The sequence below is a fragment of the Streptomyces sp. NPDC002788 genome, assembly GCF_053592115.1.
In genome coordinates this window covers 64,166-86,641 of the sequence record NZ_JBSFVB010000017.1, presented here as the reverse complement: position 1 = coordinate 86,641, position 22,476 = coordinate 64,166, and the positions used below count along the sequence as shown (strand labels likewise).

The following is a 22,476-nucleotide window of genomic DNA, read 5'->3' as shown; positions in this document are numbered from 1 at the left end:
AACGTGGCCCGTGCGCCTTACGCTGGCGGGCATGAGTGTCCCGAAGCCGCCTGACGCGGATGTCGTAGGTGCCGATGACCTGCCCTCCGTCGCCGAGGTGGAGGAGACCGTGCTGGGGCGGGGCTACCGGGCGTTGAGCCTCGGGATCGTCTCCGTCGTGCTGCTCATCGCCTTCGAGGCGACCGCCGTCGGTACGGCGATGCCCGTCGCGGCGCGGGAGCTCGACGGGGTGTCGTTGTACGCGTTCGCGTTCTCCGGGTACTTCACGACCAGTCTGTTCGGGATGGTGCTCGCCGGGCAGTGGTCGGACCGGCGTGGACCGTTCGGCCCGTTGACGGCGGGCATCGCCTCCTTCGGGGCGGGGCTGCTGCTGTCGGGGACCGCCGAGGCGATGTGGGTGTTCATCCTGGGACGGGCCGTGCAGGGGCTCGGCGGCGGGCTGGTGATCGTCGCCCTGTACGTCGTCGTCGGACGGGCCTACCCGGAGCGGCTGCGGCCGGCCATCATGGCCGCGTTCGCCGCCAGCTGGATCCTGCCGTCGATCGTCGGCCCGCTCGCCGCCGGGACGGTGACCGAGCAACTGGGGTGGCGGTGGGTGTTCGTAGGGATACCCGTGCTCGTCGTCTTCCCGCTCGCGCTCGCCCTGCCGCAGATCCGGCGGCGGGCGTCCGGGCCGGTGGGGCAGCCGGTTGCGGAGATCGGCGAGGCCGACCGGGGCGACCGGCAACACCGAGCCGAGGGTGACGACCCGGCAGATGAACCCGCCTCGCCAAGTGGGCCCGCCCCCGCCGGCCCTCCCCCCTCCTTCGACCGCCGCCGTATCCACCTGGCCCTCGCCATCTCCCTCGGTGCCGGCCTGCTCCAGTACGCGGCTCAGGATCTGCGCCCGTTCTCGCTGCTGCCCGGCGCGATCGGGGTGGCCCTGCTCGTGCCGGCCGTGCTCGGGCTGCTGCCGCGCGGTACGTACCGGGCGGCCCGTGGGCTGCCCTCCGTCGTGTTGCTGCGGGGCGTCGCCGCCGGGTCGTTCATCGCCGCCGAGTCGTTCGTGCCGCTGATGCTGGTCACGCAGCGGGGGCTCAGCCCGACCCTGGCCGGGTTCTCGCTCGCCGCGGGCGGTGGGACGTGGGCGCTGGGATCGTGGGTGCAGTCGCGGTCGCGGGTGGAGCCGTACCGGGAGCGGCTGACCACCGTCGGAATGCTGCTGGTGGCGGCGGCCGTCGCCACGGCACCGAGTGTGCTGATCGACTCCGTGCCCGTCTGGACCGTGGCCGTCGCCTGGGCCTTCGGCTGTTTCGGGATGGGGCTCGTCATCTCCTCCACGAGCGTGCTCCTGCTCAAGCTCTCCGCGCCGACGGAGGCGGGCAGCAACTCCGCCGCCCTCCAGATCTCCGACGGCCTCTCCAACGTCGTCCTGCTGTCCGCCGGAGGCGCCGCCTTCGCCGCCCTGGGCGGGGGCACGGTGTCCCACACGACCGGCCATGCCTCCGGTTCGCACCCGGCCGCTTTCGCCGCGGTGTTCCTGCCGATGGCCGCGGTGGCGCTGATCGGGGCATGGGTGTCGACGCGGTTGCGGGAACGCCGGGCGTCATAACCGGATATGAACGCGGTCGTCGTGCCGCGGTCGTGGCCGGTGTGGACCAGGACGTGGCGTACTCGCTGGTCGTCGACGTGGCGTCCGGGGCGTAGGGGGGAGGCCGGGAGGATCGCGGGGCGCTCGAGGGAGCTGTGACGTGGGTCCCACCCGTGGGTGGTGCGGGCTTGTCCGCGCGTTGACGGGGGCGGGCCGCCGGTAGGGTGGCCCGGTTGTCATACGTAGCCGAGCCGTCAGGCTCCCTCGAACGAGCCGCCCGACCCCCAACGGAGACCGTGACTACCACCGCCGGCACCAGCACCGCCTCGCACCACCTGTCCCCGGCGTTCCCCGGCCGCGCCCCCTGGGGTACCGCAAGCAAACTGCGCGCCTGGCAGCAGGGCGCGATGGAGAAGTACATCCAGGAGCAGCCGCGGGACTTCCTGGCGGTCGCCACCCCCGGCGCCGGCAAGACGACCTTCGCGCTGACGCTGGCGTCCTGGCTGCTGCACCACCACGTCGTGCAGCAGGTCACCGTGGTGGCCCCGACCGAGCACCTGAAGAAGCAGTGGGCCGAGGCCGCGGCCCGGATAGGCATCAAGCTCGACCCGGAGTACAGCGCCGGGCCGCTCGGCCGGGAGTACCACGGGGTCGCCGTGACGTACGCCGGTGTCGGCGTGCGGCCCATGCTGCACCGCAACCGGGTCGAGCAGCGCAAGACCCTCGTCATCCTCGACGAGATCCACCACGCCGGTGACAGCAAGTCCTGGGGCGAGGCCTGCCTGGAGGCCTTCGAACCCGCCACCCGGCGGCTGGCCCTGACCGGTACGCCCTTCCGGTCCGACACCAACCCCATCCCCTTCGTGACGTACGAGGAGGGGAACGACGGGATCCGGCGGTCCGCCGCCGACTACACCTACGGCTACGGCAACGCGCTCGCCGACAACGTCGTCCGGCCCGTCATCTTCCTCTCCTACAGCGGCAACATGCGCTGGCGCACCAAGGCCGGTGACGAGGTCGCCGCGCGGCTCGGCGAGCCCATGACCAAGGACGCCGTCAGCCAGGCCTGGCGTACCGCGCTGGATCCGCGCGGTGAGTGGATGCCGGCCGTGCTGCGCGCCGCCGACCAGCGGCTGACCGAGGTACGGAAGGCCATCCCGGACGCGGGCGCGCTCGTCATCGCCTCCGACCAGGACTCGGCGCGTGCCTACGCCAAGCTCATCCGGGAGATCACCGGCAGCAAGGCGACCCTCGTGCTGTCCGACGACTCCGGCGCCTCCGAGCGGATCGACGAGTTCAGCGCGAACACCGACCGGTGGATGGTCGCGGTGCGGATGGTGTCCGAGGGCGTCGACGTGCCCCGCCTCGCGGTCGGGGTCTACGCCACCACCATCTCGACGCCGCTCTTCTTCGCACAGGCCGTCGGGCGTTTCGTGCGGTCCCGGCGGCGCGGCGAGACCGCCTCCGTGTTCCTGCCGACCGTGCCCGACCTGCTCTCCTTCGCCAACGAGATGGAGCGCGAGCGCGACCACGTCCTCGACAAGCCGAAGAAGGCGGGCGAGGAGGACCCGTACGCCGAGTCCGAGAAGGAGATGGACGAGGCGAACCGGGAGCAGGACGAGGACACCGGCGAGCAGGACATGCTGCCCTTCGAGGCGCTGGAGTCGGACGCCGTCTTCGACCGGGTCATGTACAACGGCGCCGAGTTCGGCATGCAGGCCCACCCGGGCAGCGAGGAGGAGCAGGACTACCTCGGCATCCCCGGGCTGCTGGAGCCCGACCAGGTCCAGTTGCTGCTGCAGAAGCGGCAGGCCCGGCAGATCGCGCACAGCCGCAAGAAGCCGGACGACGAGGCCGACCTGCTCGAACTGCCCGCCGAACGGCGGCCGGTGGTCTCCCACAAGGAGATGATGGAGCTGCGACGGCAGCTCAACACGATGGTCGGCGCGTACGTGCACCAGAGCGGCAAGCCGCACGGGGTGATCCACACGGAGCTGCGGCGCGTGTGCGGGGGGCCTCCGGCGGCCGAGGCGACGGCGGGGCAGTTGCGGCAGCGGATCGCCAAGGTGCAGGAGTGGGCTACGCGGATGCGATGACCTCTCGTCGTCACGGGGCCGGGCTGTGCCCGGCCCTTCCGCATGTGTGGGTGTCGCGCGGTGCATCGGGCGCGATGAGCCCCTGGTGCGAACTCGGGCAAAGGGGGCAAGCCGGTTCCTTATCGTGCCCGGATTCTGGACGGAGACTTCCGCTCAGCGAACCGGCTTCGCTACTGTCCCGCTACGCACACGCCCCGTGGCAGCGCCGCCGCGGAGCGCAGCCGTGAAGCGACGCGGCCCGGACAGGCCGGGCCGCCGGCCGATCGGCGGCCTCTCCAGCGCGTCGCCGACGGGACTCGGTGACGCATCCGCCGACCAGGGGGCCGTCGACCTCACCACTAAGGAGTGGGCGTCGTGACCGCGGAGACCTCCCAGACGCTCGACCGGGGACTGCGTGTCCTCAAGCTGCTCGCCGACACGGACCACGGGCTGACCGTGACCGAGCTCTCCCTCAAACTGGGCGTGAACCGGACCGTCGTGTACCGGTTGCTCGCCACGCTGGAACAGCACGCCCTCATACGCCGTGACCTGGGCGGACGTGCCCGCGTCGGACTCGGCGTGCTCCGCCTGGGGCGTCAGGTCCATCCCCTCGTACGGGAGGCCGCGATGCCGGCGCTGCGGTCGCTCGCCGAGGACATCGGCGCGACGGCGCACCTGACCCTGGTCGACGGGGCGGACGCCCTCGCCGTCGCCGTGGTCGAACCGACCTGGACGGACTACCACGTCGCCTACCGGGCCGGGTTCCGGCACCCCCTGGACCGGGGCGCCGCCGGCAAGGCGATTCTCGCGGCCCGGCAGCACCCGATGGCCGACCCGGGCTACATCCTGACGCACGGGGAGCTGGAGGCCGGCGCGTGCGGGGCGGCGGCGCCGCTGCTGGGCGTGACGGGCGTCGAGGGCAGCGTGGGCGTGGTGATGCTGGCGGACGTGGTGCCGGAACGGGTGGGGGCGAGGGTCGTCGAGGCGGCGCGAGAGGTCGCGGACGCGCTTCGCTGACGTGTGCTGCCCTCCTGCCGGGCCCCGGAGGACCTGGGCCCGGCCGGATCCCACGCCCGAGTTAGATTGATCCCGTGTTCTCTCGCCTCACGCGCCCCCAGGCCATCGCCGTCTGCGCCCTACCCGTCGTGGCTCTGCTCGCCACGGCGGTGTTCGCGCCGCTGCCGTTCTCGGTGGCGCAGCCCGGCCAGACGACGAACGTGCTCGGGGAGGACAAGGGCGCCCCGGTGATCACCATCTCGGGCGCGCCGGTCCACGACACCCGGGGTCAGCTGCGGATGACCACCATCGAGGCGACCTCACCGGAAACCCGGGTCTCGCTTCCGGACATCATCGACAGCTGGTTCCGCACGGACCGGGCGGTCATGCCGAGCGACGCGATCTACCCGAGCGGCGACACCGTCCAGGAGATCGAGCGGCACAACGAGAAGCAGATGAAGGAGTCCCAGGACGCGGCGACCGAGGCCGCGCTGGGCTACCTCGGCCTCGACGCCAAGGACGTCAAGGTCCGCCTGAAGCTCGCGGACGTGGGCGGCCCCAGTGCCGGGCTGCTGTTCTCCCTGGGCGTCATCGACAAGCTCGACGGTGACGGCACCGGTGGTGATCTCACCGGGGGCCGTGTCATCGCCGGAACCGGCACGATCGCCGCCGACGGCAAGGTCGGGGCGGTGGGCGGCGTCGCCCTCAAGACCCAGGCCGCCAAGCGTGACGGTGCCACCGTGTTCCTCGTCCCGAAGGCGGAGTGCGCGGACGCGCGGGCCGAGCTGCCGAAGGGCCTGCGGCTGATTCCGGTGACCACGCTGAAGGGCACGGTGAGTTCACTGGTGGCCCTGGAGACGGGGAAGGGGTCCGTGCCCAGCTGTTAGGGGTCCTTGCACTGTGCCCGCCCGGGTCGCGCGGCCTGGCACCGCGCCTCGCCGCGTTGCCGAAGCGCCCAGGTAGCTCCGCTACCAGGGCACTTAGGCGCCTTGCGATGCACGGCACCGGACCACGCGACCTGATCGGACGCTCATAGTGCAAGGACCCCTTAGTGGGCGGCGGCCATCCCCGGCCGGGCGGCGAGCCTCAGACCGACCTCTACGAGGGTCCAGCCGAGGCGGGTGCGCAGGCTGTGACAGGGTTTGGTCCTGACACGGCCCTGGGCTCCGGCCTCGGCACGGAGTTCCGCGACGCGGGCGTGGTGCAGGGCGAGGTGGATGTCGGGGTGCATCTCAGTCCGTCCTGATCGGGAAGGCGTGGGTGTGGAAGCGGACCTGCTCGGCGCCGGGGGCGTCCTCGGCGGTCGCGCGGTCGTGGTAGGTCCCGACCAGCGCGTGCATCTTCTCGACGAGCTCCCGCGTCAGTTCGGGCGTCAGTCGCAGCGTCCAACTGCTCATGTCCCAGACGTCGCTCCACTCCTCGGGCCATGAGTCGCGGTTGCCCAGCCATGTCGAAAGGTCCCGGGTCTGCGTGGTGGCGACTTCATGGAGGTACATGTCCGCCGCGCCGCGTACCGCCGGATCCGAGTCGTTGAGCAGATCGGCGTCGAAGCGCAGACCGCGGTGGGACGCCTGCCACCATCGCTCGCGCCCCTTGCCCCGCTCGGGGGCGTCCTCGACGAAGCCGTACTCCGCGAGTTGGCGCAGGTGGTAGCTGGTGGCGCCGCTGGACTCGCCCAGCTTCGCTGCCAGTTGCGAGGCCGTGGCCGGGCCGCCGAAGCGCAGGGCGTCCAGCAGCTGCATCCGCAGGGGGTGCGCGAGTCCGCGCAGGGATCGGGCGTCGAGTTGCCGTACTTGCGGCTTCTGGGGTTCGGTCACGGTGCAAAGCTATCCTTGCAAAGGAATCGTTGCAAGGGTTCCTTTGCAAGTCTGCCCGGTTCCCCGCGCTCACCCCTCCCTGACGAACCCCTCCGCCACCATCCAGTCCAACGCCACCTGATGCGGATCCTCCCCGTCCACATCCACCTTCGCGTTCAGGTCCCGCGCCACCGAGTTGTCCAGCCTCGCCGTCACCGGGTTCAGCACGTCCGCGATCGCCGGCCACTCCTTCAACGTCTTCGCGTTGATCATCGGCGCGGCGTTGTAGTGGGGAAAGAACCTCCTGTCGTCGTCCATCACCACCAGGTTCATCGACTTGATGCGTCCGTCCGTGGTGAACACCTCCCCGTATGCGCAACTCCCCTTCGCCGCCTGGGTGTAGATGATCCCCGTGTCCATCTGGGTCACGTTCCGCGCCGGCAGCCTCATCCCGTACGCCTGCTGCATGCCCGGCAGCCCGTCCGCCCGGTTCGCGAACTCGACCTCCACGCACAGCTTCACCGCCGCCGGGTCGGACTTCGCCAGCTCCGCCACGTCCGACAGGCTCTTCGTGCCGTACTTCTTCGCGTTCTGCTGGTTCATCGCCAGGGCGTACGTGTTGTTCAGCCGCGAAGGAGGGAGCCAGGCCAGCCCGTTGGGCACGTCGGCCTTCCGTACGGCCTCCCACTGCTGGCGCGGGTCGCTGATCGGTCTGCTGTGCCCGAGGTACGTGATCCAGGCCGTGCCCGTGTACTCGTACCCGGCGTCCGCGTCGCCCTCGCGGACCGCCTCCCGGCTGCCGATGGAGCCCTGGATGCCCGTGCGGTCGAGCACCTCCGCCCCGGCCGCCTCAAGGGCGATGCCCATGATCGCGCCGAGGATCAGGCCTTCGGTGAACGACTTCGACGTCACCGTCAGACGCGCGCCCTCGAGCGGCTCACCCCGCCCGACCGATCCGGGCCGCACATCGTCGGCCATGGGGGAGCCGCTGGTCAGGCCGCAGCCGGAAGCCGCCACCAGCAGCCCCACGGCGAGGCACGGCGGCCGCCTCATGCCTGCAACCCCCGTGGCCGCAGCAGCAGTTCCGCCAGCGACGCCAGCCAGTCCACGAGCAGCGCCAGTACCACCGTGAGAATCGAGCCCAGCACGAGCACCGGCATCCGCTGGTTGGTGATCCCGGTCGTGATCAGGACGCCGAGGCCGCCGCCTCCGCCGAAGACCGCCAGGGTCGCCGTCCCGACGTTCAGGACGAGGGCCGTCCGCACGCCCGCCAGGATCAGCGGCACCGCGAGGGGCAGTTCGACCCGGGTCAGTACCCCCGTCGGGGACATGCCGATGCCGCGGGCCGCCTCCAGCAGGGTCGGGTCGTTCGCCTTCAGGCCGGTGATGGTGTTCGACAGCACGGGCAGGACGGCGTAGACGATCATGCCGGTCAGGGCGGCTCTGCGGCCGATGCCCAGCCAGATGACCAGCAGGGCCAGCAGCCCGATCGCCGGGGCCGCCTGGCCCATGTTGGCGAACGCCATCGCCACCGGGGTGGCCCTGCTGAGCGCGCCCCGGGTCAGGAGGATGCCCAGGGGGATCGCGATGACCAGCACGAAGAAGGTGGAGATCACGGTCAGCTGGATGTGCTGCCACAGGGCGTTGGAGACCTGGCCGCCCGACAGCGCGTTGCGGGTGAGCGCGTCCAGGTCGGCCTGCTGGAACCAGAGCCAGGTGGCGAGGAGCACGGCGATCAGGCCCACGGGCAGGAAGGTCAGCTTCTGCCAGCTGATACGCGCCGCGCGGGGCTGTGGCCGGGACGCGGTCCCGATCTCCGGTTCGCGGGAGGTCTCCTCGACCTCCGCGGCGGTCACCGCTCCCCTCCGAGGCCCACGCCCGTCACACCCCCGGCCCCCTCCCGCCCGGCCTGGGGCCACGAGGCCCGCAGCGACTCCGGTTCGCGCAGGTGCTCCCTGGCGTCGAGCCGGTCAACCGCCAGCATCTCGTGGACGGAGTTCATGAGCGTCTCCATGTCGACGACGCCCGTGTACTCGCCGTACCGCCCGGTCACCGCCACCCGCCCGGCGTTGTCGGTCAGCACCGCCTCCAGCGCGTCCCGCAGCGTGGCGTCCCGGGTGACCGTGTCGTGCACCAGGGTTCCGGCCCGGGCCAGGGAGCCCCCGGCCCGCATCAGGTCGCCGCGCCGAAGCCACTTGTAGGGGCGGCCGCGCCGGTCGAGCAGCAGGATCTCGCGGGTGCCGTCGGCCCGCAGCCGGTTGAAGATCTGCTGCAGCGGGTCGTCGACCGTGACGGTGGGATAGTCGGTGATCTCCACATCCCTTACACGGGTCAGGTTCAGCCGCTTCAGCGCCGCCCCGGCGCCCACGAACCCGGACACGAAGTCGTCCGCCGGCCTGGTCAGGATCGCCTCGGGGGTGTCGAACTGGGCGATGTGCGAACGTTCGCGCAGCACGGCGATGCGGTCGCCGAGCTTGATCGCCTCGTCGAAGTCGTGGGTGACGAAGACGATCGTCTTGTGCAGCTCGTGCTGCAGCCGGATCAGCTCGTCCTGGAGGTGCTCCCGGGTGATCGGGTCGACCGCACCGAAAGGCTCGTCCATCAGCAGTACCGGGGGATCTGCGGCCAGGGCCCGGGCCACACCCACGCGCTGCTGCTGGCCGCCGGAGAGCTGGCGAGGGTAGCGGCCGCGGAACTCGCCGGGGTCGAGGCCGACCAGGTCGAGCAGTTCCTCGGTCCGTTCCTTGATCCGGGTCTTCGGCCAGCCGATCATCCTCGGGACCAGGCCGATGTTCTGCGCGACCGTCATGTGCGGGAAGAGCCCGGCGGACTGGATCGCGTAGCCGACCCTGCGGCGCAGCCCGACCGGGTCGATGTCGGTGACGTCCTCGCCGCCCATGCGGATCCGGCCGCTGGTCGGCTCGATCAGCCGGTTGATCATCTTGAGCGTGGTCGACTTCCCGCAGCCCGAGGGGCCGACGAAGACGACGACCTCGCCCGCCTCGATCTCCATGCTCACGTCGTCCACGGCCGGCTGCGCGCTGCCGGGGAACCGCTTGGTCAGGCTCTCCAGCTCGATGGAGGCACCGCGCTCGCCGGTCTCAGGCACGGATCCCCCTGGGGATGGTCAGCCGCCCGATCAGGACGTACGCGGCGTCGAACAGCAGCGCCAGGACGATGATGCCCAGCGTGCCGGCGAGGACCTGGTTGAGCGCGTTGGCGCTGCCCAGCGAGGCGAGGCCGCGGAAGATGACGTTGCCGAGGCCGGGGCCGGAGGCGTACGCGGCGATGGCCGCGATGCCCATCAGCATCTGGGTGGAGACCCGGATCCCGGTCAGGATCGGCGGCCAGGCCAGCGGCAGCTCGATCCGCAGCAGCCGGGCCGGCCGGGACATCCCGATGCCCGTGGCCGCGTCCACCAGCGTCGGGTCGACCCCGCGCAGCCCGACGATCGCGTTGCGCACCACCGGCAGCAGCCCGTACAGCGTCAGCGCGATCACGGTGGGCGGCACGCCCAGTCCCACGACCGGGACGAGCAGACCGATCAGGGCGAGCGCCGGCACGGTCAGAACGGTGGCGGTGGTCGTGGTCGCGAGGTTCCCGGCCCATTCGCTGTGGTAGGTGGCGACGCCGATCAGCACCCCGAGCAGGGTCGCGACGACCATGCACTGGAAGACGGCGCTCGCGTGCTGGTAGGCGTCCGTGAGCAACTGCTGGTGCCGGCCGGCCAGGTACTCCCAGAAGTTCACACGCGCTCACCCCTAGACTTCAGGTCTCCTCCGCGGCCTGCTCCACCAGCGGGATGATCCGCAGCGGAACGGGGTTCTCCATGACGATCGCCGTGGAGGCCCGGACGATGCCATCAAAACCGACGACCCGGTCGATCACACGCTGGAGATCGGCGTTCGAGCGGGCCACCAGCCGGCACAGCATGTCCCCGCTGCCGGTGGTGGTGTGCAGCTCCAGCACCTCGGGCACGGTCGCCAAGTGGGCCCGTACGTCGGCGCCTTGCCCCTGCCGGATCTGCAGCGTCGCGAACGCCGTGACCGGGTAGCCGAGCGCCGCCGGATCCACCTGCGGACCGAAGCCGCGGATGACTCCGTTCGACTGAAGCCGGTCGAGCCGCGCCTGCACCGTGCCCCGGGCCACGCCGAGCCGGCGCGACATCTCCAGCACCCCGATCCGCGGCTCCCGCGCCAGCAGCAGGATGATCCGGCCGTCCAGATGATCGATCGCCACAGCAGCCTCCGGGCATGGTCATCCTGTACAGAATGGCCGTCGATACGGCCGTATTGCTGAACAGATTGCCCAGCTGAAACGCAAACTATTGCGCACCTTGCCGAGCGGGGAGACCCTGCGACTATGACGCAGACCACACACCACACTCCCGACACCGCCCGGCGGGCCGACCCCTTCCCGGTCAAGGGAATGGACGCGGTCGTCTTCGCCGTGGGCAACGCCAAGCAGGCGGCGCACTACTACTCCACCGCCTTCGGCATGAAGCTGGTCGCCTACTCCGGACCGGAGAACGGCAGCCGCGAGAGCGCGAGCTACGTGCTGGAGAACGGCTCGGCCCGGTTCGTCCTCACCTCCGTCATCAAGCCCACCACGGACTGGGGCCACTTCCTCGCCCGGCACGTGGCCGAACACGGCGACGGGGTCGTCGACCTCGCCATCGAGGTGCCGGACGCCCGCGCAGCGTTCGCCTACGCCGTCGAGCACGGCGCCCGCCCGGTCGCCGAGCCGTACGAGCTCAAGGACGAGCACGGCACGGTCGTCCTGGCCGCGATCGCCACGTACGGCGAGACCCGCCACACCCTCGTCGAGCGCTCCGGCTACGACGGCCCCTACCTGCCCGGCTACGTCGCCGCCAAGCCGATCGTGGAGCCGCCCGCGCCACGCACGTTCCAGGCGATCGACCACTGCGTCGGCAACGTCGAGCTCGGCCGGATGAACGAGTGGGTCGGCTTCTACAACAAGGTGATGGGCTTCACGAACATGAAGGAGTTCGTGGGCGACGACATCGCCACCGAGTACAGCGCGCTGATGTCCAAGGTCGTCGCCGACGGGACCCTGAAGGTCAAGTTCCCGATCAACGAACCGGCCATCGCCAAGAAGAAGTCCCAGATCGACGAGTATCTGGAGTTCTACGGCGGGGCGGGTGTGCAGCACATCGCGCTCAACACGAACGACATCGTGCAGACGGTCCGCACGATGCGCGCGGCCGGCGTCGAGTTCCTCAACACGCCCGACTCCTACTACGACACGCTGGGGGAGTGGGTCGGCGAGACCCGCGTCCCGATCGACACCCTGCGCGAACTGAAGATCCTCGCCGACCGCGACGAGGACGGCTACCTGCTGCAGATCTTCACCAAGCCGGTCCAGGACCGTCCGACCGTCTTCTTCGAGATCATCGAACGCCACGGCTCGATGGGCTTCGGCAAGGGCAACTTCAAGGCCCTCTTCGAGGCGATCGAGCGCGAACAGGCCCGCCGCGGCAACCTGTGAGGCGTTTCGCCCCGCCGATCTCGTGCGGGTGTCACGGGGCACCCGCACGCCTCACCCCTCGTCCATCTCCGGCAGCTCCTCCTCCGGCGGTTCCCCCAGCGCCTCGAACGCCGCCTTCGCCGCACGCGCGTGGAGCGGCGAGAAGTGCGGGTTGATCCGCAGCGCCTCCGCCAGGTGCCGCCGGGCCGCCCCGTACCGCTCCAGCTCCCGCTCGATCATGCCGCGGTGATACATGTGCGCCGCACTGCGCACCCCGCCGCCGTGTTCCCCGTCCGTCGCCCGCACCGCGTAGCGCAACGCCTCCTCGGACCGACCTGCCCGGTGCAGCGCCCAGCCCAGGGCGTCGGCGACCTCCGTGCCCGGCTGGCGGCGCCACTCGGCGCGCAACCGCCGTACCGCGGCCCGCGGATCACCGTGGTCGGACTCGTACTGCCCGAGGACCAGCTCCTCGTCGGCCCCGCTCGCCGCAGCGCCCCGCACCCGCTCGCGCAGCAGGTCGTACTGCACCCGGGCCGCCTCCGGCATCCCCAGCGACTCGTACAACTCGCCCAGCTCCAGGGCGTACTGAGGCAACGGCTGCTTGGCGAGCGCCACCCGGTACACCTTCAGCGCCTGAGTCGTCCGGCCCAGCGCGGCCAGCGCCCTGCCCTGACCGGCCTGCGCGGCCCGCTGGTCCGGGTCGAGGCGCACCGCCTCCTGGAAGTGCCGCAGCGCGTCCTCGAGGTCCCCGCGTTCCCAGGCCAGCTGCCCGGCCCGCTCCAGGTAGGCCGCCAGCTCGGCCGGGGCCCGCGCGCCCGCCGCCGCGTCCGCCAGCGAGGCCGCGGCGTCCTCCCGCCAGCCCCGGTCCCGGTAGACGGCCGCGGCCCGCGCCAGCACGGCGGGACCCGAGCGCAGCTCCGTCAGCCGGTCCAGCATCCGCTTGGCCGCCCGGTGCTCGCCGAGCCCGGTGTACGCGTCGATGAGCAGCGGATACGTCGTCCACCGTCGCGGCTGAAGCCGCAGCGCCGCCTCACCCCACCGGCGCGCGGCGGGAAAGTCCCGGCGGGCGTTCGACAACGCGGCCAGCCCGGCCAGCGCCCGGGTGTTGCGCTGCGGGCGCACCGCCAGCGACGTACGCAGCGCCTTCTCCGCGCGCGGGTAGTACGCCGGCTCCGCCAGCCGCCGCCCCTGCTCCACGTAGGCCGCCCCGAGCACCGCCCAGGACGTCGCGTCCTTCGGATGCGACCGCACCCGCCGCTCCCGTTCGTCGATCAGCTCCGCCAGATCGGGCAGCGCGGCCGGCACCCCGGCGCTGACCGCCGCCAGGGCCGGCGCCCCCGGCGACGGCGGAACCGGCTCGGCGGGCCGGTCCCACGGCAGCAGCACCAGCGCCACGCCCAGCACGGCACACCCCGCCACGGAGGCGATCAGCGCCCGCCGCGTGCGAACGCGGCGCCCCGCACCGCTGCCCCGCCGCTCCGGACCCTCCTGCTGGTTCTCCATGGCGCTCACTGTGCGTCAGTACGACGACCACACCCGGGCAGGTGAAGGGTGCCGCCGACGGGGTTCACACCGATGGCCCCGGGGTGCGAACCTGTGATCATGAGCCGTAGCGAAGCGCCCCGCTCCGAGGACACCGCGACGACCGGCAACCTCGTCGACCTGCTCCTCGGCGGCCTCCCCGCCGAGGCGGTCCTCACCGACCCCGACGTCACGGCCGCCTACGCCAACGACATGGCGAGCTTCTGCCCGGCCGGCACCCCGGCCGTCGTCGTGCTGCCCCGCACGGCCGAACAGGTCCAGCACGTGATGCGCACCGCCACCGCCCTGCGCGTCCCCGTCGTCCCCCAGGGCGCCCGCACCGGACTGTCCGGTGCCGCGAACGCCTCCGAGGGCTGCATCGTCCTCTCCCTGACGAAGATGGACCGGATCCTGGAGATCAACCCGGTCGACCGCATCGCCGTCGTCGAGCCGGGCGTGATCAACGCCGCCCTGTCCCGGGCCGTCGGCGAGCACGGCCTGTACTACCCGCCGGACCCCTCCAGCTGGGAGATGTGCACCATCGGCGGCAACATCGGCACCGCTTCCGGCGGCCTGTGCTGCGTGAAGTACGGGGTCACCGCCGAATACGTCCTCGGACTGGACGTGGTGCTGGCCGACGGGCGGCTCATGTCCACCGGCCGCCGCACCGCCAAGGGCGTCGCCGGATACGACCTGACCCGCCTGTTCGTCGGCTCGGAGGGCTCACTCGGCATCGTCGTACGAGCCGTCCTCGCACTGCGCCCCAAGCCGCCCGCACAGCTGGTGCTGGCCGCCGAGTTCGCCTCCGGGGCCGCCGCCTGCGACGCCGTGTGCCGGATCATGGAGGGCGGCCACGTGCCGTCACTCCTCGAACTCATGGACCGCACAACGGTCAAGGCCGTCAACGACCTCGCGCAGATGAGCCTCCCCGAGACCACCGAAGCCCTGCTCCTAGCCGCCTTCGACACCACCGCCCCGGCCGCCGACCTCGCCGCCGTCGGCGCACTGTGCGAGGCCGCAGGCGCCACCCAGGTCGTCCCGGCCGACGACCCGGCCGAGTCCGAACTGCTCCTCCAGGCACGGCGGTTGTCGCTCACCGCGCTCGAAGCCGTCAAGGGCGTGACGATGATCGACGACGTGTGCGTGCCGCGTTCCCGGCTGGCCGAGATGCTCGACGGGGTCGACCGGATCGCCGAGAAGTACCGACTCACCATCGGTGTCGTCGCCCATGCGGGCGACGGCAACACCCACCCGACGGTCTGCTTCGACCCGGCGGACCCCGACGAGTCCCGGCGCGCCCGCGAGTCCTTCGACGAGATCATGGCCCTCGGCCTGGAACTCGGCGGCACCATCACCGGTGAACACGGCGTCGGCGTCCTGAAGAAGGAGTGGCTGGCGCGCGAGATCGGCCCTGTCGGGATGGAGATGCAGCGGGCCGTCAAGCAGGCCTTCGACCCGCTGAACATCCTGAACCCCGGCAAGCTCTTCTGATCTCACCGGGCGAGCAGCCGGGCCAGCTCGTCGTCGAGCCCGAGCTGTTCACCCTCCGTCCCCGGCGGGACCACCCGCAGCGTGCGCTCCAGCCAGGCCGACACCTGCGCCGCCGGGGCCTCCAGCAGGGCGTCCCCGTCGGGCGAACTCAGCGCCATCAGCACGACACCGCGCCCCTCGGTCTTCGTCGGCGACACCCGTACGTCCCCCTGCCCGCAGGGCCGGAACACGCCCTCCACCAGCAGGTCCCGGGCGAACGTCCAGTGCACCGGGTGCTCGGAGTCGATGTGGAAGGTGATGTGCACGGCGTACGGATCGTCGGTGACATACCCGAGCCGGGCCGGCACCGGGAATCTGCGCTCCGGCGACAGGACGAGTTTCAACTCCAGTTCCCGCTCCACCACGGTCCGCATGGCGTGTTCCCTTCTCCTGACGGCTGCCCGCGAGGGCCGGTCAGGAGGTTGAGAGCGGTCCGGGGCGGCGGCATTACGCGGGTCGCCGGAAGTTTTTCCGCAGGGGGCATCCGCCGGAGTGCGGTGCGTAGCACATCGGTGCTCGAAAGGGGTGGGTCCGGTGGGAGCGGCAGTGGGGCTTGCGCTCGTCTGATAGATGTGGAGGCCCCCACTTGGCCCCCGAGCAGATACGGGACGGACGGACATGAGCGCCCCAACCCCGGCCCCCGGTGACGACAGGCCCCGCGAAGGGTATTACCCGGACCCGTCCATTCCTGGATACGTCCGGTACTGGAACGGTGCCTCCTGGGTACCGGGCACCAGCCGTCCGGCGCCCAAGGACGGCGAGTCACTGGCGCCGCCGCCGGGTGCCGGGGCGGCACCCGCCGCGCCGGTCGAGGAGACCGGCCCGCACTTCTTCGACGAGGACCCGGTCGACGAGCCGACTCCTGCCGATGCCCAGCACGGCAGTCGTCCCGAACCGGCTTCCGCCTGGGGCGCCGACCGCTCCCGCCAGTCCGGCTTCGGGGGCGACCAGGACCGCCGCGTGTCGTGGGGGGCACCGCAAGGGGCACAAGGCGCTCCCCAGCAGGGTGGTGCCGACCCGAGGGTGACGGGCGCCGACCGCCGGCCGGCCGGCGAGTCCCCCCGCACCGACGGCACGGCCGCGAACCTCTCGGCCGGCCCGGGGCCGAACGCCGCGGAGGCCGGCGGCACGTTCGTGTTCCGCCGCCCGACGGGGAAGCCCGGGGGAGGGGGATCGGCCTCCGCGGACGCCCCCGACGAGGGCACGATGAAGTTCCGCGCGGTGTCGCCGGGGGGTGCGTCCGGCGGCTCGAAGCCGGCCGACGGCCCGGGTGGTTCGGGCCACGGTTCTGCGGCGGCCGGTTTCGGCCCGGCGGGCTCCGGGGGCGACTCCGGGGCTTCGGGCTTCGGCGCGGCGGGGCCGGGCGGGACCCCCTCGGCGCCCGCCTTCGGCGGGCCGGCCGGATCGACGGACCCGGACGGCAGCCCGGCGGGACCCGTCTTCGGCGGGCCGGCCGGGGCGGCCGGTTCCCGTGGCGGCTCCGCGGGGCCCGGCTTCGCGGCCGGCAAGGCTGCCGCCGCCCGGGCCGCCGCCGCGCAAGCCGGTGCTCAGGCCGCGGCAGCCGCTCCGGCGCTGTCCGGCCCCCAGACGGCCCCCGCGGCCCCCGCGGTCCCCGCGCAGTCCGGCGGACCCGGCAGCGCCCGGCCCGGCGCCGCCGCATCCTCCGCCTCCCCACTCAGCGCGGGCACCGGCGGCGGTCAGCCGTCCTGGGCGCAGCAGGTGCACCGGCTCGCCGGGGGCGGTGACGAGCAGCCCGTTGCGCCCTGGAAGCCCCCGGTCGAGGACGTGTTCCAGGCGGCAGCCCGGCGTCAGGCGGCGGCCCGCCCCGCAGGTCTCGGAAAGCGGCTGGCCGCTCGGTTGCTGGACACCGTCGTCCTGGCCGGCGTCACCGCCGCGGCCGCCGTCCCGCTCGGCATCAAGGCCGTCGACCACGTCAACGAGAAGATCGACGCGGCCAAGCTCTCCGGTGAGACCGTCACCGTCTGGCTGCTCGACGGCACCACGTCGATGTACCTAGGCATCGTCGTGGCCGTGCTGCTGCTCGTCGGCGTCGTCTCCGAGGTGTTGCCCACGGCCAAGTGGGGCCGCACGCTCGGCAAGAAGCTGATGGGTCTCGACGTGCGGGACATCGAGGGCCACGACGCCCCGGAGTTCGGCGCGGCCCTGCGCCGCTGGCTGGTGTACAGCGTGCCCGGGCTCCTCGTCATCGGGCTGGTCGGCGTCGCCTGGTGCCTCTTCGACAAGCCGTGGCGCCAGTGCTGGCACGACAAGGTCGCACGCACGTTCGTGGCGGGCTGAGCGGCAGCAGTCGTACGCCTCCCACAGCAGGGCGGCGTACCGCGACGGCGTCAGAGGATTCCGTACCTCGGACGGCCGTCTGCCGGATGCGGAGCCGGGGGGTTCGCGGTCGACTCGGGCCATGAGCAGTGAACCGCCCCCCGGCTCCGGTCAGCAGCCCCCGGAAGACGATCCGTTCAGGAAGCGCCCCCCGGGCGAGCAGCCCCGCGAGGGCACGGGCTCGCCCTACGGCAGCGAACCCCCGCCCTCGTATCCGGGCGGCGGCCCGGGCGGCCCGGGTGGTCCGAGTGGCGGCCCCGGCGGCGGTCCGGGCGGCCCCTACGGCGGCGGCCCCTACGGCGGTGACCCGTACGGCGGCGGCTCCCACCCCACCGACCCCCTCGCCGGCATGCCCCCGCTCGCCGACAGCGGCAAGCGCACGCTCGCCCGCATCATCGACATGATCCTGGTGGGTGTCGTCGTCTGGCTCCTCACCTGGGGCTTCGGTGTCAACGAGTACGACGTGGACAGCGACCGCATCGAGGTCGGCAAGTCCTTCTGGCAGTCGGCGGTGGCCGCCGTCCTCTACATCGCCTACGACACCGTCCTGACCGCACAAACGGGCCAGACCCTCGGCAAGAAACTGCTGCACCTGCGCGTGGCCAACCTGGACAACGGCGCCACGCCCTCCGTGCAGAACGCGCTGGTGCGCGCGGCGGTGCTGTGGATCCCCTTCGCCTTCTGCTGCGCCTGCGTCTGGACCGCGATCGCGGGCGGCTGGAGCTTCTTCGACCGCCCTTACAAGCAGGGTCTGCACGACAAGGCGGCCAAAACGGTCGTAGTCAGCACCAATTGAGGCATGGCGGGGTCAGCTGTCCCTGCGGAAGAGTCAAATAGTCAGCGGGCGGTCAGGAGGCCGCCCGCTCGCGTACCGGCTCCGGGGCGGGCGCGGGGATCGAGGCCCGTACGGGTTGCCGGGGTGCGGGCCGCTCCACGGCGGCCGGGCGCCTTCCGGGCAGCGGCACCGTCATGGCGACCAGCAGCCCCAGGACGAGCGCCGCGACGGCGATGATCGCGACCCCCGCGCCCGAAGTCGTCTGGGACAGCGTCAGCATGGCGAGGGTCGAGAAGATCACGGTGCACGAACCATAGGCGAGCTGTGCGGCAGTCGGACGGGGCATGGCCATCATGTCCTCGAAAGTGGGGGTCCACGGGGGTGTCGGCCCGGCATTCCGCCGGCTTCCGGGCGTTCCGCCCGCCGACATTCTCACCGGCAGCGTGCCCGAGCGGAACGAGCGGTAAGCGTGACCTAATCAACAAGGGCGGTGCACAGGGGGCGCACGGAGTCATGGCGTCCACGGAGTGGACATGTGCACGCGCCCGCACGGCCGGGAGGGTCTCGGGGCAACCGTTTGGTTGTCCGTAAAACGAACGTCGGCTCCGCATAGTGCACTTGACTTGTGCAAGTCAAGGTCTGTCTTTTTCAGTGAACCTCTAGTCAAATGTCGTCACTTGACTACACGCGTTGATCACGCGCGCGCGGACCTTCCATGACCAGACCCGGCCTCCCGCGCGCCCGGACGCGGGGGAGGAACTCAAGTGACCAGTAGACCCTGGACGTTCAGAGCGGCCGCCATCGGTGTGGCGCTCGCGGCGGCCACCGCCACCGCCTCTACCTATGCGGTGGCCGACGACGCCTCCGCTCCGCGGTCCACCACCGTGGACCGGCACGACCCGGCGGATCGTCACCACGACGAGCACGACCTCGAAGGCCCCCTGAGCAAGACCCGGGAGGCGCAGCGCCAGGAGGCCCTCGAGCAGGTCATCTCCGGCAAGGCCAAGGTGAAGGACCGCGAGGGCTCGAAGGTCGTCCAGCTCAAGAGCAAGAAGGGCGACAACAAGTACGTCGAGCTCGGCCGAGAGAAGACCGACAAGATCTTCACGATCCTGGTCGAGTTCGGCGACAAGATCGACAGCCGCTACGGCGGCACCCCGGGCCCGCTGCACAACCAGATCCCCAAGCCCGACCGCAAGAAGGACAACTCCACGGCCTGGAAGTCCGACTACGACCAGCAGCACTTCGAGGAGCTGTACTTCGGCTCCGGCAAGGGCGTCCACTCGGTCAAGACGTACTACGAGAAGCAGTCCTCGGGCCGCTACTCGGTCGAAGGCGAGGTCTCCGACTGGGTCAAGGTCCCCTACAACGAGGCCCGCTACGGCAACAACGCCTGCGGTGACACCAACTGCTCGAGCGTGTGGAACGTCGTCAGCGACGGTCTGAGCGCCTGGGTCTCCCAGCAGAAGGCAGCGGGGAGGTCCGACGCCCAGATCAAGGCGGACGTCGCGCGGTTCGACGAGTGGGACCGCTACGACTTCGACGGCGACGGCGACTTCAACGAGCCCGACGGCTACATCGACCACTTCCAGATCGTGCACGCCGGCGAGGACGAGTCCGCGGGCGGCGGCGCCCAGGGCACCGACGCCATCTGGGCCCACCGCTGGTACGCCTTCGGCACCGACGCAGGCGCCACCGGCCCGGAGAACAACAAGCTGGGCGGCGCGAAGATCGGCGACACCGGCATCTGGGTCGGCGACTACACCGTCCAGCCGGAGAACGGCGGGCTCGGCGTCTACGCCCACGAGTACGGCCATGACCTCGGTCTGCCGGACCACTACGACACCGCGGGCGGCGAGAACTCCACCGGCTTCTGGACGCTGATGTCGTCCGGTTCCTGGCTGGGCACCGGCAAGAACGAGATCGGTGACCTGCCCGGCGACATGACCGCCTGGGACAAGCTCCAGCTGGGCTGGCTGAACTACGACACGGCCAAGGCGGGCGTCAACTCCTGGCACAAGCTGGGTGTCGCGGAGTACAACACCAAGCACAAGCAGGCCCTGGTCGTCGAGCTGCCCAAGAAGCGGGTGACCACCGAGCTCGTCACTCCGGCTCAGGGCGCCACTCAATGGTGGAGCGGAAGCGGCAACAACCTGAAGAACACGCTCGCCCGCTCCGTGGATCTCACGGGCAAGTCCTCGGCAACCCTCAGTCTCGACGGCTGGTGGGACACCGAGAAGAAGTATGACTTCGTCTACACCGAGGTGTCGACCGACGGCGGCGCCAACTGGACGGCGGTGGACGGCACGGCCAACGGCAAGGCGATCAGCCGGGACGGCAGCGACAACCCCGCTCTGGACGGCACGGTCGACTCGTACCAGAAGCTCGCCTACCCGCTCGACGCCTACGTGGGCAAGAAGATCGACCTTCGTTTCCGCTACGCCACGGACAGCGGCGTGTCGAAGAAGGGCTTCGCGGCCGACGCGATCACGGTCACGGCGGACGGCGCGCCCGTCTTCGCCGACAATGCCGAAAGCGCGGACGCCGCCTGGAAGGCCACCGGCTTCTCCCGTATCGGCGCGTCCTTCACCAAGGACTACGCCCAGTACTACCTCGCCGAGAACCGGCAGTACGTGTCGTACGACAAGACGCTGAAGACCGGCCCGTACAACTTCGGCTTCACCGAGCGTCCGGACTGGGTCGAGCACTACGAGTACCAGAACGGTCTGCTCATCTGGAAGTGGGACACCTCCCAGGCGGACAACAACACCAGCCAGCACCAGGGCACCGGTCTGGTCCTGCCGATCGACTCGCACCCGACCGCGCTGAAGTGGGCCGACGGCACGCTGATGCGCAACCGGATCCAGTCCTACGACTCGCCGTTCAGCCTCTACCGCACCGACGGCATGACGCTGCACAAGGCGGACGTGGCGAAGTACATCCCGGGCTCGAAGGGCGTGTCGGTCTTCAACGACCGCACGAGCGACTACTACGACGCGTCGAACCCGACCGCGGGTGTCAAGATCACTGACACCAACACGAAGATCAAGATCCTCAAGGAGGCCAAGAACGGCTCGACGATCGAGCTGGAGGTCGGCCCCGCAGGTAGGTAACCCGCATCCTCGCAGGTCAGAGCGTGATCGGCGGTGACCCACTGGCGGGTCACCGCCGATCCGTGTTTAGGTGCGTCCTGTGGCTCTCTTATTGACACCGACCGACACGGGGGGATGAGCGCATGGCCGCAGGAGGCTTCTGCAAGTTGCCGAACGGCATGGTGGTGGTGGCGCTGAACCTGCCCAGCCCCGCCGCCGACGGCCCCGGTGCCGTCCGCGTCCTCGTCCACTCCGTGAACCGCGCCCGAGCCCTGACCAGGCTCCGCAACCTCGGCCTGAGGTCGGTCTACCTGCGCGGCAACGCGGCCCCGCCGACTCCCGACGAGATCACGGCGGTCCTCCACCACCCGGACGGCCTCATATGGCGCACCGCCCCCGAAAACGGTGTCGCAACGGCCCCGGACCTGGTCCAGGAACTGTGGCGCCCGATCCGATCCCTCCTGCGCCGCCCGACGCCCCGGACCTGACGTCCCTTCCCACGCCGACGGGCCGCGCCGAGGGTGATGCCCGTCGCCCCCGGCCGGGGCGCGCCGCGCGTCTCGCGAGGCCGGCCGGGCAGGACCGGCCCGCAGCCGTCCGCCCGGGAAGCCCCGCCCGGCTGCGGCTACTGCACGACCGGCTTGCCCGAGAGTTCCACGCCTGCTTCGCGGAGTTCCTCCAGGGCCCGTTCCGTCGTGGCCTGGGACACGCCTGCCGTGAGGTCCAGCAGGACGTGGGTGCGGAAGCCCTCGCGGGCGGCGTCCAGGGCCGTGGCGCGTACGCAGTGGTCCGTGGCGATGCCGACGACGTCGACCTCGGTGACCTCGCGGGTGCGAAGCCAGTCGGCCAGCGGCGTGCCGTTCTCGTCGGTGCCCTCGAAGCCGCTGTAGGCCGCGGAGTAGGCCCCCTTGTCGAAGACGGCGTCGATCGAGCCGGAGGCGACCGCCGGGGCGAAGTTGGGGTGGAAGCCGACGCCCTCCGTGCCGGCGACGCAGTGCGCGGGCCAGGAGCGGGCGTAGTCCGGGCTGGCGGAGAAGTGCCCGCCGGGGGCGATGTGGTGGTCGCGGGTGGCTACGACGTGCTGGTAGCCGGCCCCGGCCGCCTGCCCGATCAGCTCGGTGATGGCGGCGGCCACATCGGCACCGCCGGCCACCGCGAGACTGCCCCCCTCGCAGAAGTCGTTCTGCACGTCGACGACGATCAAGGCGCGGCGCATGGTCGGAGTCCTTCGGCTATGAGGTCGGCAAGCCCGGCCGGTGAACCACCGAGCCTATTGACAGGGAGGGGAGGGCGGGAA

General features: G+C 71.3%; 21 protein-coding genes. 10 read left to right on the top strand and 11 right to left on the bottom strand.

Going from position 1 to position 22,476, the window contains the following annotated elements; translation table 11 throughout:
- The first annotated feature begins 31 nt into the window (after positions 1-31).
- The 4 genes from ACWD1U_RS28510 (at position 32) to ACWD1U_RS28495 (ending at position 5,528) form a co-directional block, all read left to right on the top strand.
- Positions 32-1,591, top strand: coding sequence for an MFS transporter (locus ACWD1U_RS28510; RefSeq protein WP_451111768.1), 1,560 nt, complete (start codon positions 32-34; stop codon positions 1,589-1,591).
- A gap of 275 nt (positions 1,592-1,866) precedes the next feature.
- Entirely contained in the window at positions 1,867-3,666 is a 1,800-nt protein-coding gene (locus ACWD1U_RS28505; protein WP_451111766.1) for a DEAD/DEAH box helicase, read from the top strand.
- Between the two features lie 354 nt (positions 3,667-4,020).
- A complete protein-coding gene (locus ACWD1U_RS28500) occupies positions 4,021-4,662 on the top strand; it encodes an IclR family transcriptional regulator (RefSeq protein WP_451111765.1) in 642 nt (213 codons plus the stop codon).
- Between the two features lie 74 nt (positions 4,663-4,736).
- Positions 4,737-5,528, top strand: coding sequence for a S16 family serine protease (locus ACWD1U_RS28495; protein WP_451111763.1), 792 nt, complete (start codon positions 4,737-4,739; stop codon positions 5,526-5,528).
- 161 nt (positions 5,529-5,689) lie between these two features.
- Here the strand turns inward: ACWD1U_RS28495 and ACWD1U_RS28490 are convergent, their stop codons facing one another.
- From ACWD1U_RS28490 to ACWD1U_RS28460, 7 genes are all read right to left on the bottom strand, one after another.
- Positions 5,690-5,872: a hypothetical protein gene (locus ACWD1U_RS28490; protein ID WP_451111761.1), complete on the bottom strand. Its 183-nt coding sequence runs from the start codon at positions 5,870-5,872 to the stop codon at positions 5,690-5,692.
- 1 nt (position 5,873) lies between these two features.
- A complete protein-coding gene (locus ACWD1U_RS28485; RefSeq protein WP_451111760.1) occupies positions 5,874-6,458 on the bottom strand; it encodes an ArsR/SmtB family transcription factor in 585 nt (194 codons plus the stop codon).
- 69 nt (positions 6,459-6,527) lie between these two features.
- The gene (locus tag ACWD1U_RS28480) at positions 6,528-7,490 is read right to left on the bottom strand and encodes a glycine betaine ABC transporter substrate-binding protein (RefSeq protein WP_451111758.1); all 963 of its coding nucleotides are present in this window, start codon (positions 7,488-7,490) and stop codon (positions 6,528-6,530) included.
- On the bottom strand, positions 7,487-8,293 hold the full coding sequence (locus ACWD1U_RS28475) for an ABC transporter permease (RefSeq protein WP_451111756.1): 807 nt from the start codon (positions 8,291-8,293) through the stop codon (positions 7,487-7,489). The genes ACWD1U_RS28480 and ACWD1U_RS28475 overlap by 4 nt, the downstream gene beginning before the upstream one ends.
- Positions 8,290-9,546 (bottom strand): betaine/proline/choline family ABC transporter ATP-binding protein, encoded by a 1,257-nt coding sequence (locus tag ACWD1U_RS28470; RefSeq protein ID WP_451111754.1) that lies wholly within the window; start codon positions 9,544-9,546, stop codon positions 8,290-8,292. The genes ACWD1U_RS28475 and ACWD1U_RS28470 overlap by 4 nt, the downstream gene beginning before the upstream one ends.
- Positions 9,539-10,186 carry an ABC transporter permease gene (locus ACWD1U_RS28465; protein WP_451111753.1) on the bottom strand — a complete coding sequence of 216 codons (648 nt, stop codon included), beginning with the start codon at positions 10,184-10,186 and terminating at the stop codon, positions 9,539-9,541. The genes ACWD1U_RS28470 and ACWD1U_RS28465 overlap by 8 nt, the downstream gene beginning before the upstream one ends.
- Before the next feature lie 19 nt (positions 10,187-10,205).
- The gene (locus ACWD1U_RS28460) at positions 10,206-10,676 is read right to left on the bottom strand and encodes an Lrp/AsnC family transcriptional regulator (protein WP_351406546.1); all 471 of its coding nucleotides are present in this window, start codon (positions 10,674-10,676) and stop codon (positions 10,206-10,208) included.
- Between the two features lie 123 nt (positions 10,677-10,799).
- Here ACWD1U_RS28460 and hppD point away from each other — a divergent pair, with 123 nt between their 5' ends.
- Positions 10,800-11,945 (top strand): 4-hydroxyphenylpyruvate dioxygenase, encoded by a 1,146-nt coding sequence (hppD, locus tag ACWD1U_RS28455; RefSeq protein ID WP_451111751.1) that lies wholly within the window; start codon positions 10,800-10,802, stop codon positions 11,943-11,945.
- 51 nt (positions 11,946-11,996) lie between these two features.
- Here the strand turns inward: hppD and ACWD1U_RS28450 are convergent, their stop codons facing one another.
- A complete protein-coding gene (locus ACWD1U_RS28450) occupies positions 11,997-13,427 on the bottom strand; it encodes a tetratricopeptide repeat protein (protein ID WP_451111750.1) in 1,431 nt (476 codons plus the stop codon).
- Between the two features lie 93 nt (positions 13,428-13,520).
- On the opposite strand from ACWD1U_RS28450, the gene ACWD1U_RS28445 reads away from it, so the two are divergent.
- Entirely contained in the window at positions 13,521-14,936 is a 1,416-nt protein-coding gene (locus ACWD1U_RS28445) for an FAD-binding oxidoreductase (RefSeq protein ID WP_451111748.1), read from the top strand.
- A 2-nt stretch (positions 14,937-14,938) separates the two neighbouring features.
- Here the strand turns inward: ACWD1U_RS28445 and ACWD1U_RS28440 are convergent, their stop codons facing one another.
- Positions 14,939-15,349: an SsgA family sporulation/cell division regulator gene (locus ACWD1U_RS28440; protein WP_451111747.1), complete on the bottom strand. Its 411-nt coding sequence runs from the start codon at positions 15,347-15,349 to the stop codon at positions 14,939-14,941.
- 244 nt (positions 15,350-15,593) lie between these two features.
- On the opposite strand from ACWD1U_RS28440, the gene ACWD1U_RS28435 reads away from it, so the two are divergent.
- Both ACWD1U_RS28435 and ACWD1U_RS28430 read left to right on the top strand, forming a co-directional pair.
- Entirely contained in the window at positions 15,594-17,273 is a 1,680-nt protein-coding gene (locus ACWD1U_RS28435) for an RDD family protein (protein ID WP_451111745.1), read from the top strand.
- A gap of 121 nt (positions 17,274-17,394) precedes the next feature.
- A complete protein-coding gene (locus ACWD1U_RS28430) occupies positions 17,395-18,108 on the top strand; it encodes an RDD family protein (RefSeq protein ID WP_451111743.1) in 714 nt (237 codons plus the stop codon).
- 52 nt (positions 18,109-18,160) lie between these two features.
- On the opposite strand, the gene ACWD1U_RS28425 is transcribed toward ACWD1U_RS28430, so the two are convergent.
- Positions 18,161-18,433 carry a hypothetical protein gene (locus ACWD1U_RS28425; protein WP_451111742.1) on the bottom strand — a complete coding sequence of 91 codons (273 nt, stop codon included), beginning with the start codon at positions 18,431-18,433 and terminating at the stop codon, positions 18,161-18,163.
- 418 nt (positions 18,434-18,851) lie between these two features.
- Here ACWD1U_RS28425 and ACWD1U_RS28420 point away from each other — a divergent pair, with 418 nt between their 5' ends.
- Positions 18,852-21,200, top strand: coding sequence for an immune inhibitor A domain-containing protein (locus tag ACWD1U_RS28420; RefSeq protein ID WP_451111740.1), 2,349 nt, complete (start codon positions 18,852-18,854; stop codon positions 21,198-21,200).
- 122 nt (positions 21,201-21,322) lie between these two features.
- Entirely contained in the window at positions 21,323-21,667 is a 345-nt protein-coding gene (locus tag ACWD1U_RS28415) for a hypothetical protein (protein WP_451111738.1), read from the top strand.
- Positions 21,668-21,804: 137 nt separating this feature from the next.
- On the opposite strand, the gene ACWD1U_RS28410 is transcribed toward ACWD1U_RS28415, so the two are convergent.
- Entirely contained in the window at positions 21,805-22,395 is a 591-nt protein-coding gene (locus ACWD1U_RS28410; protein WP_451111736.1) for an isochorismatase family protein, read from the bottom strand.
- Positions 22,396-22,476: the final 81 nt, after the last annotated feature.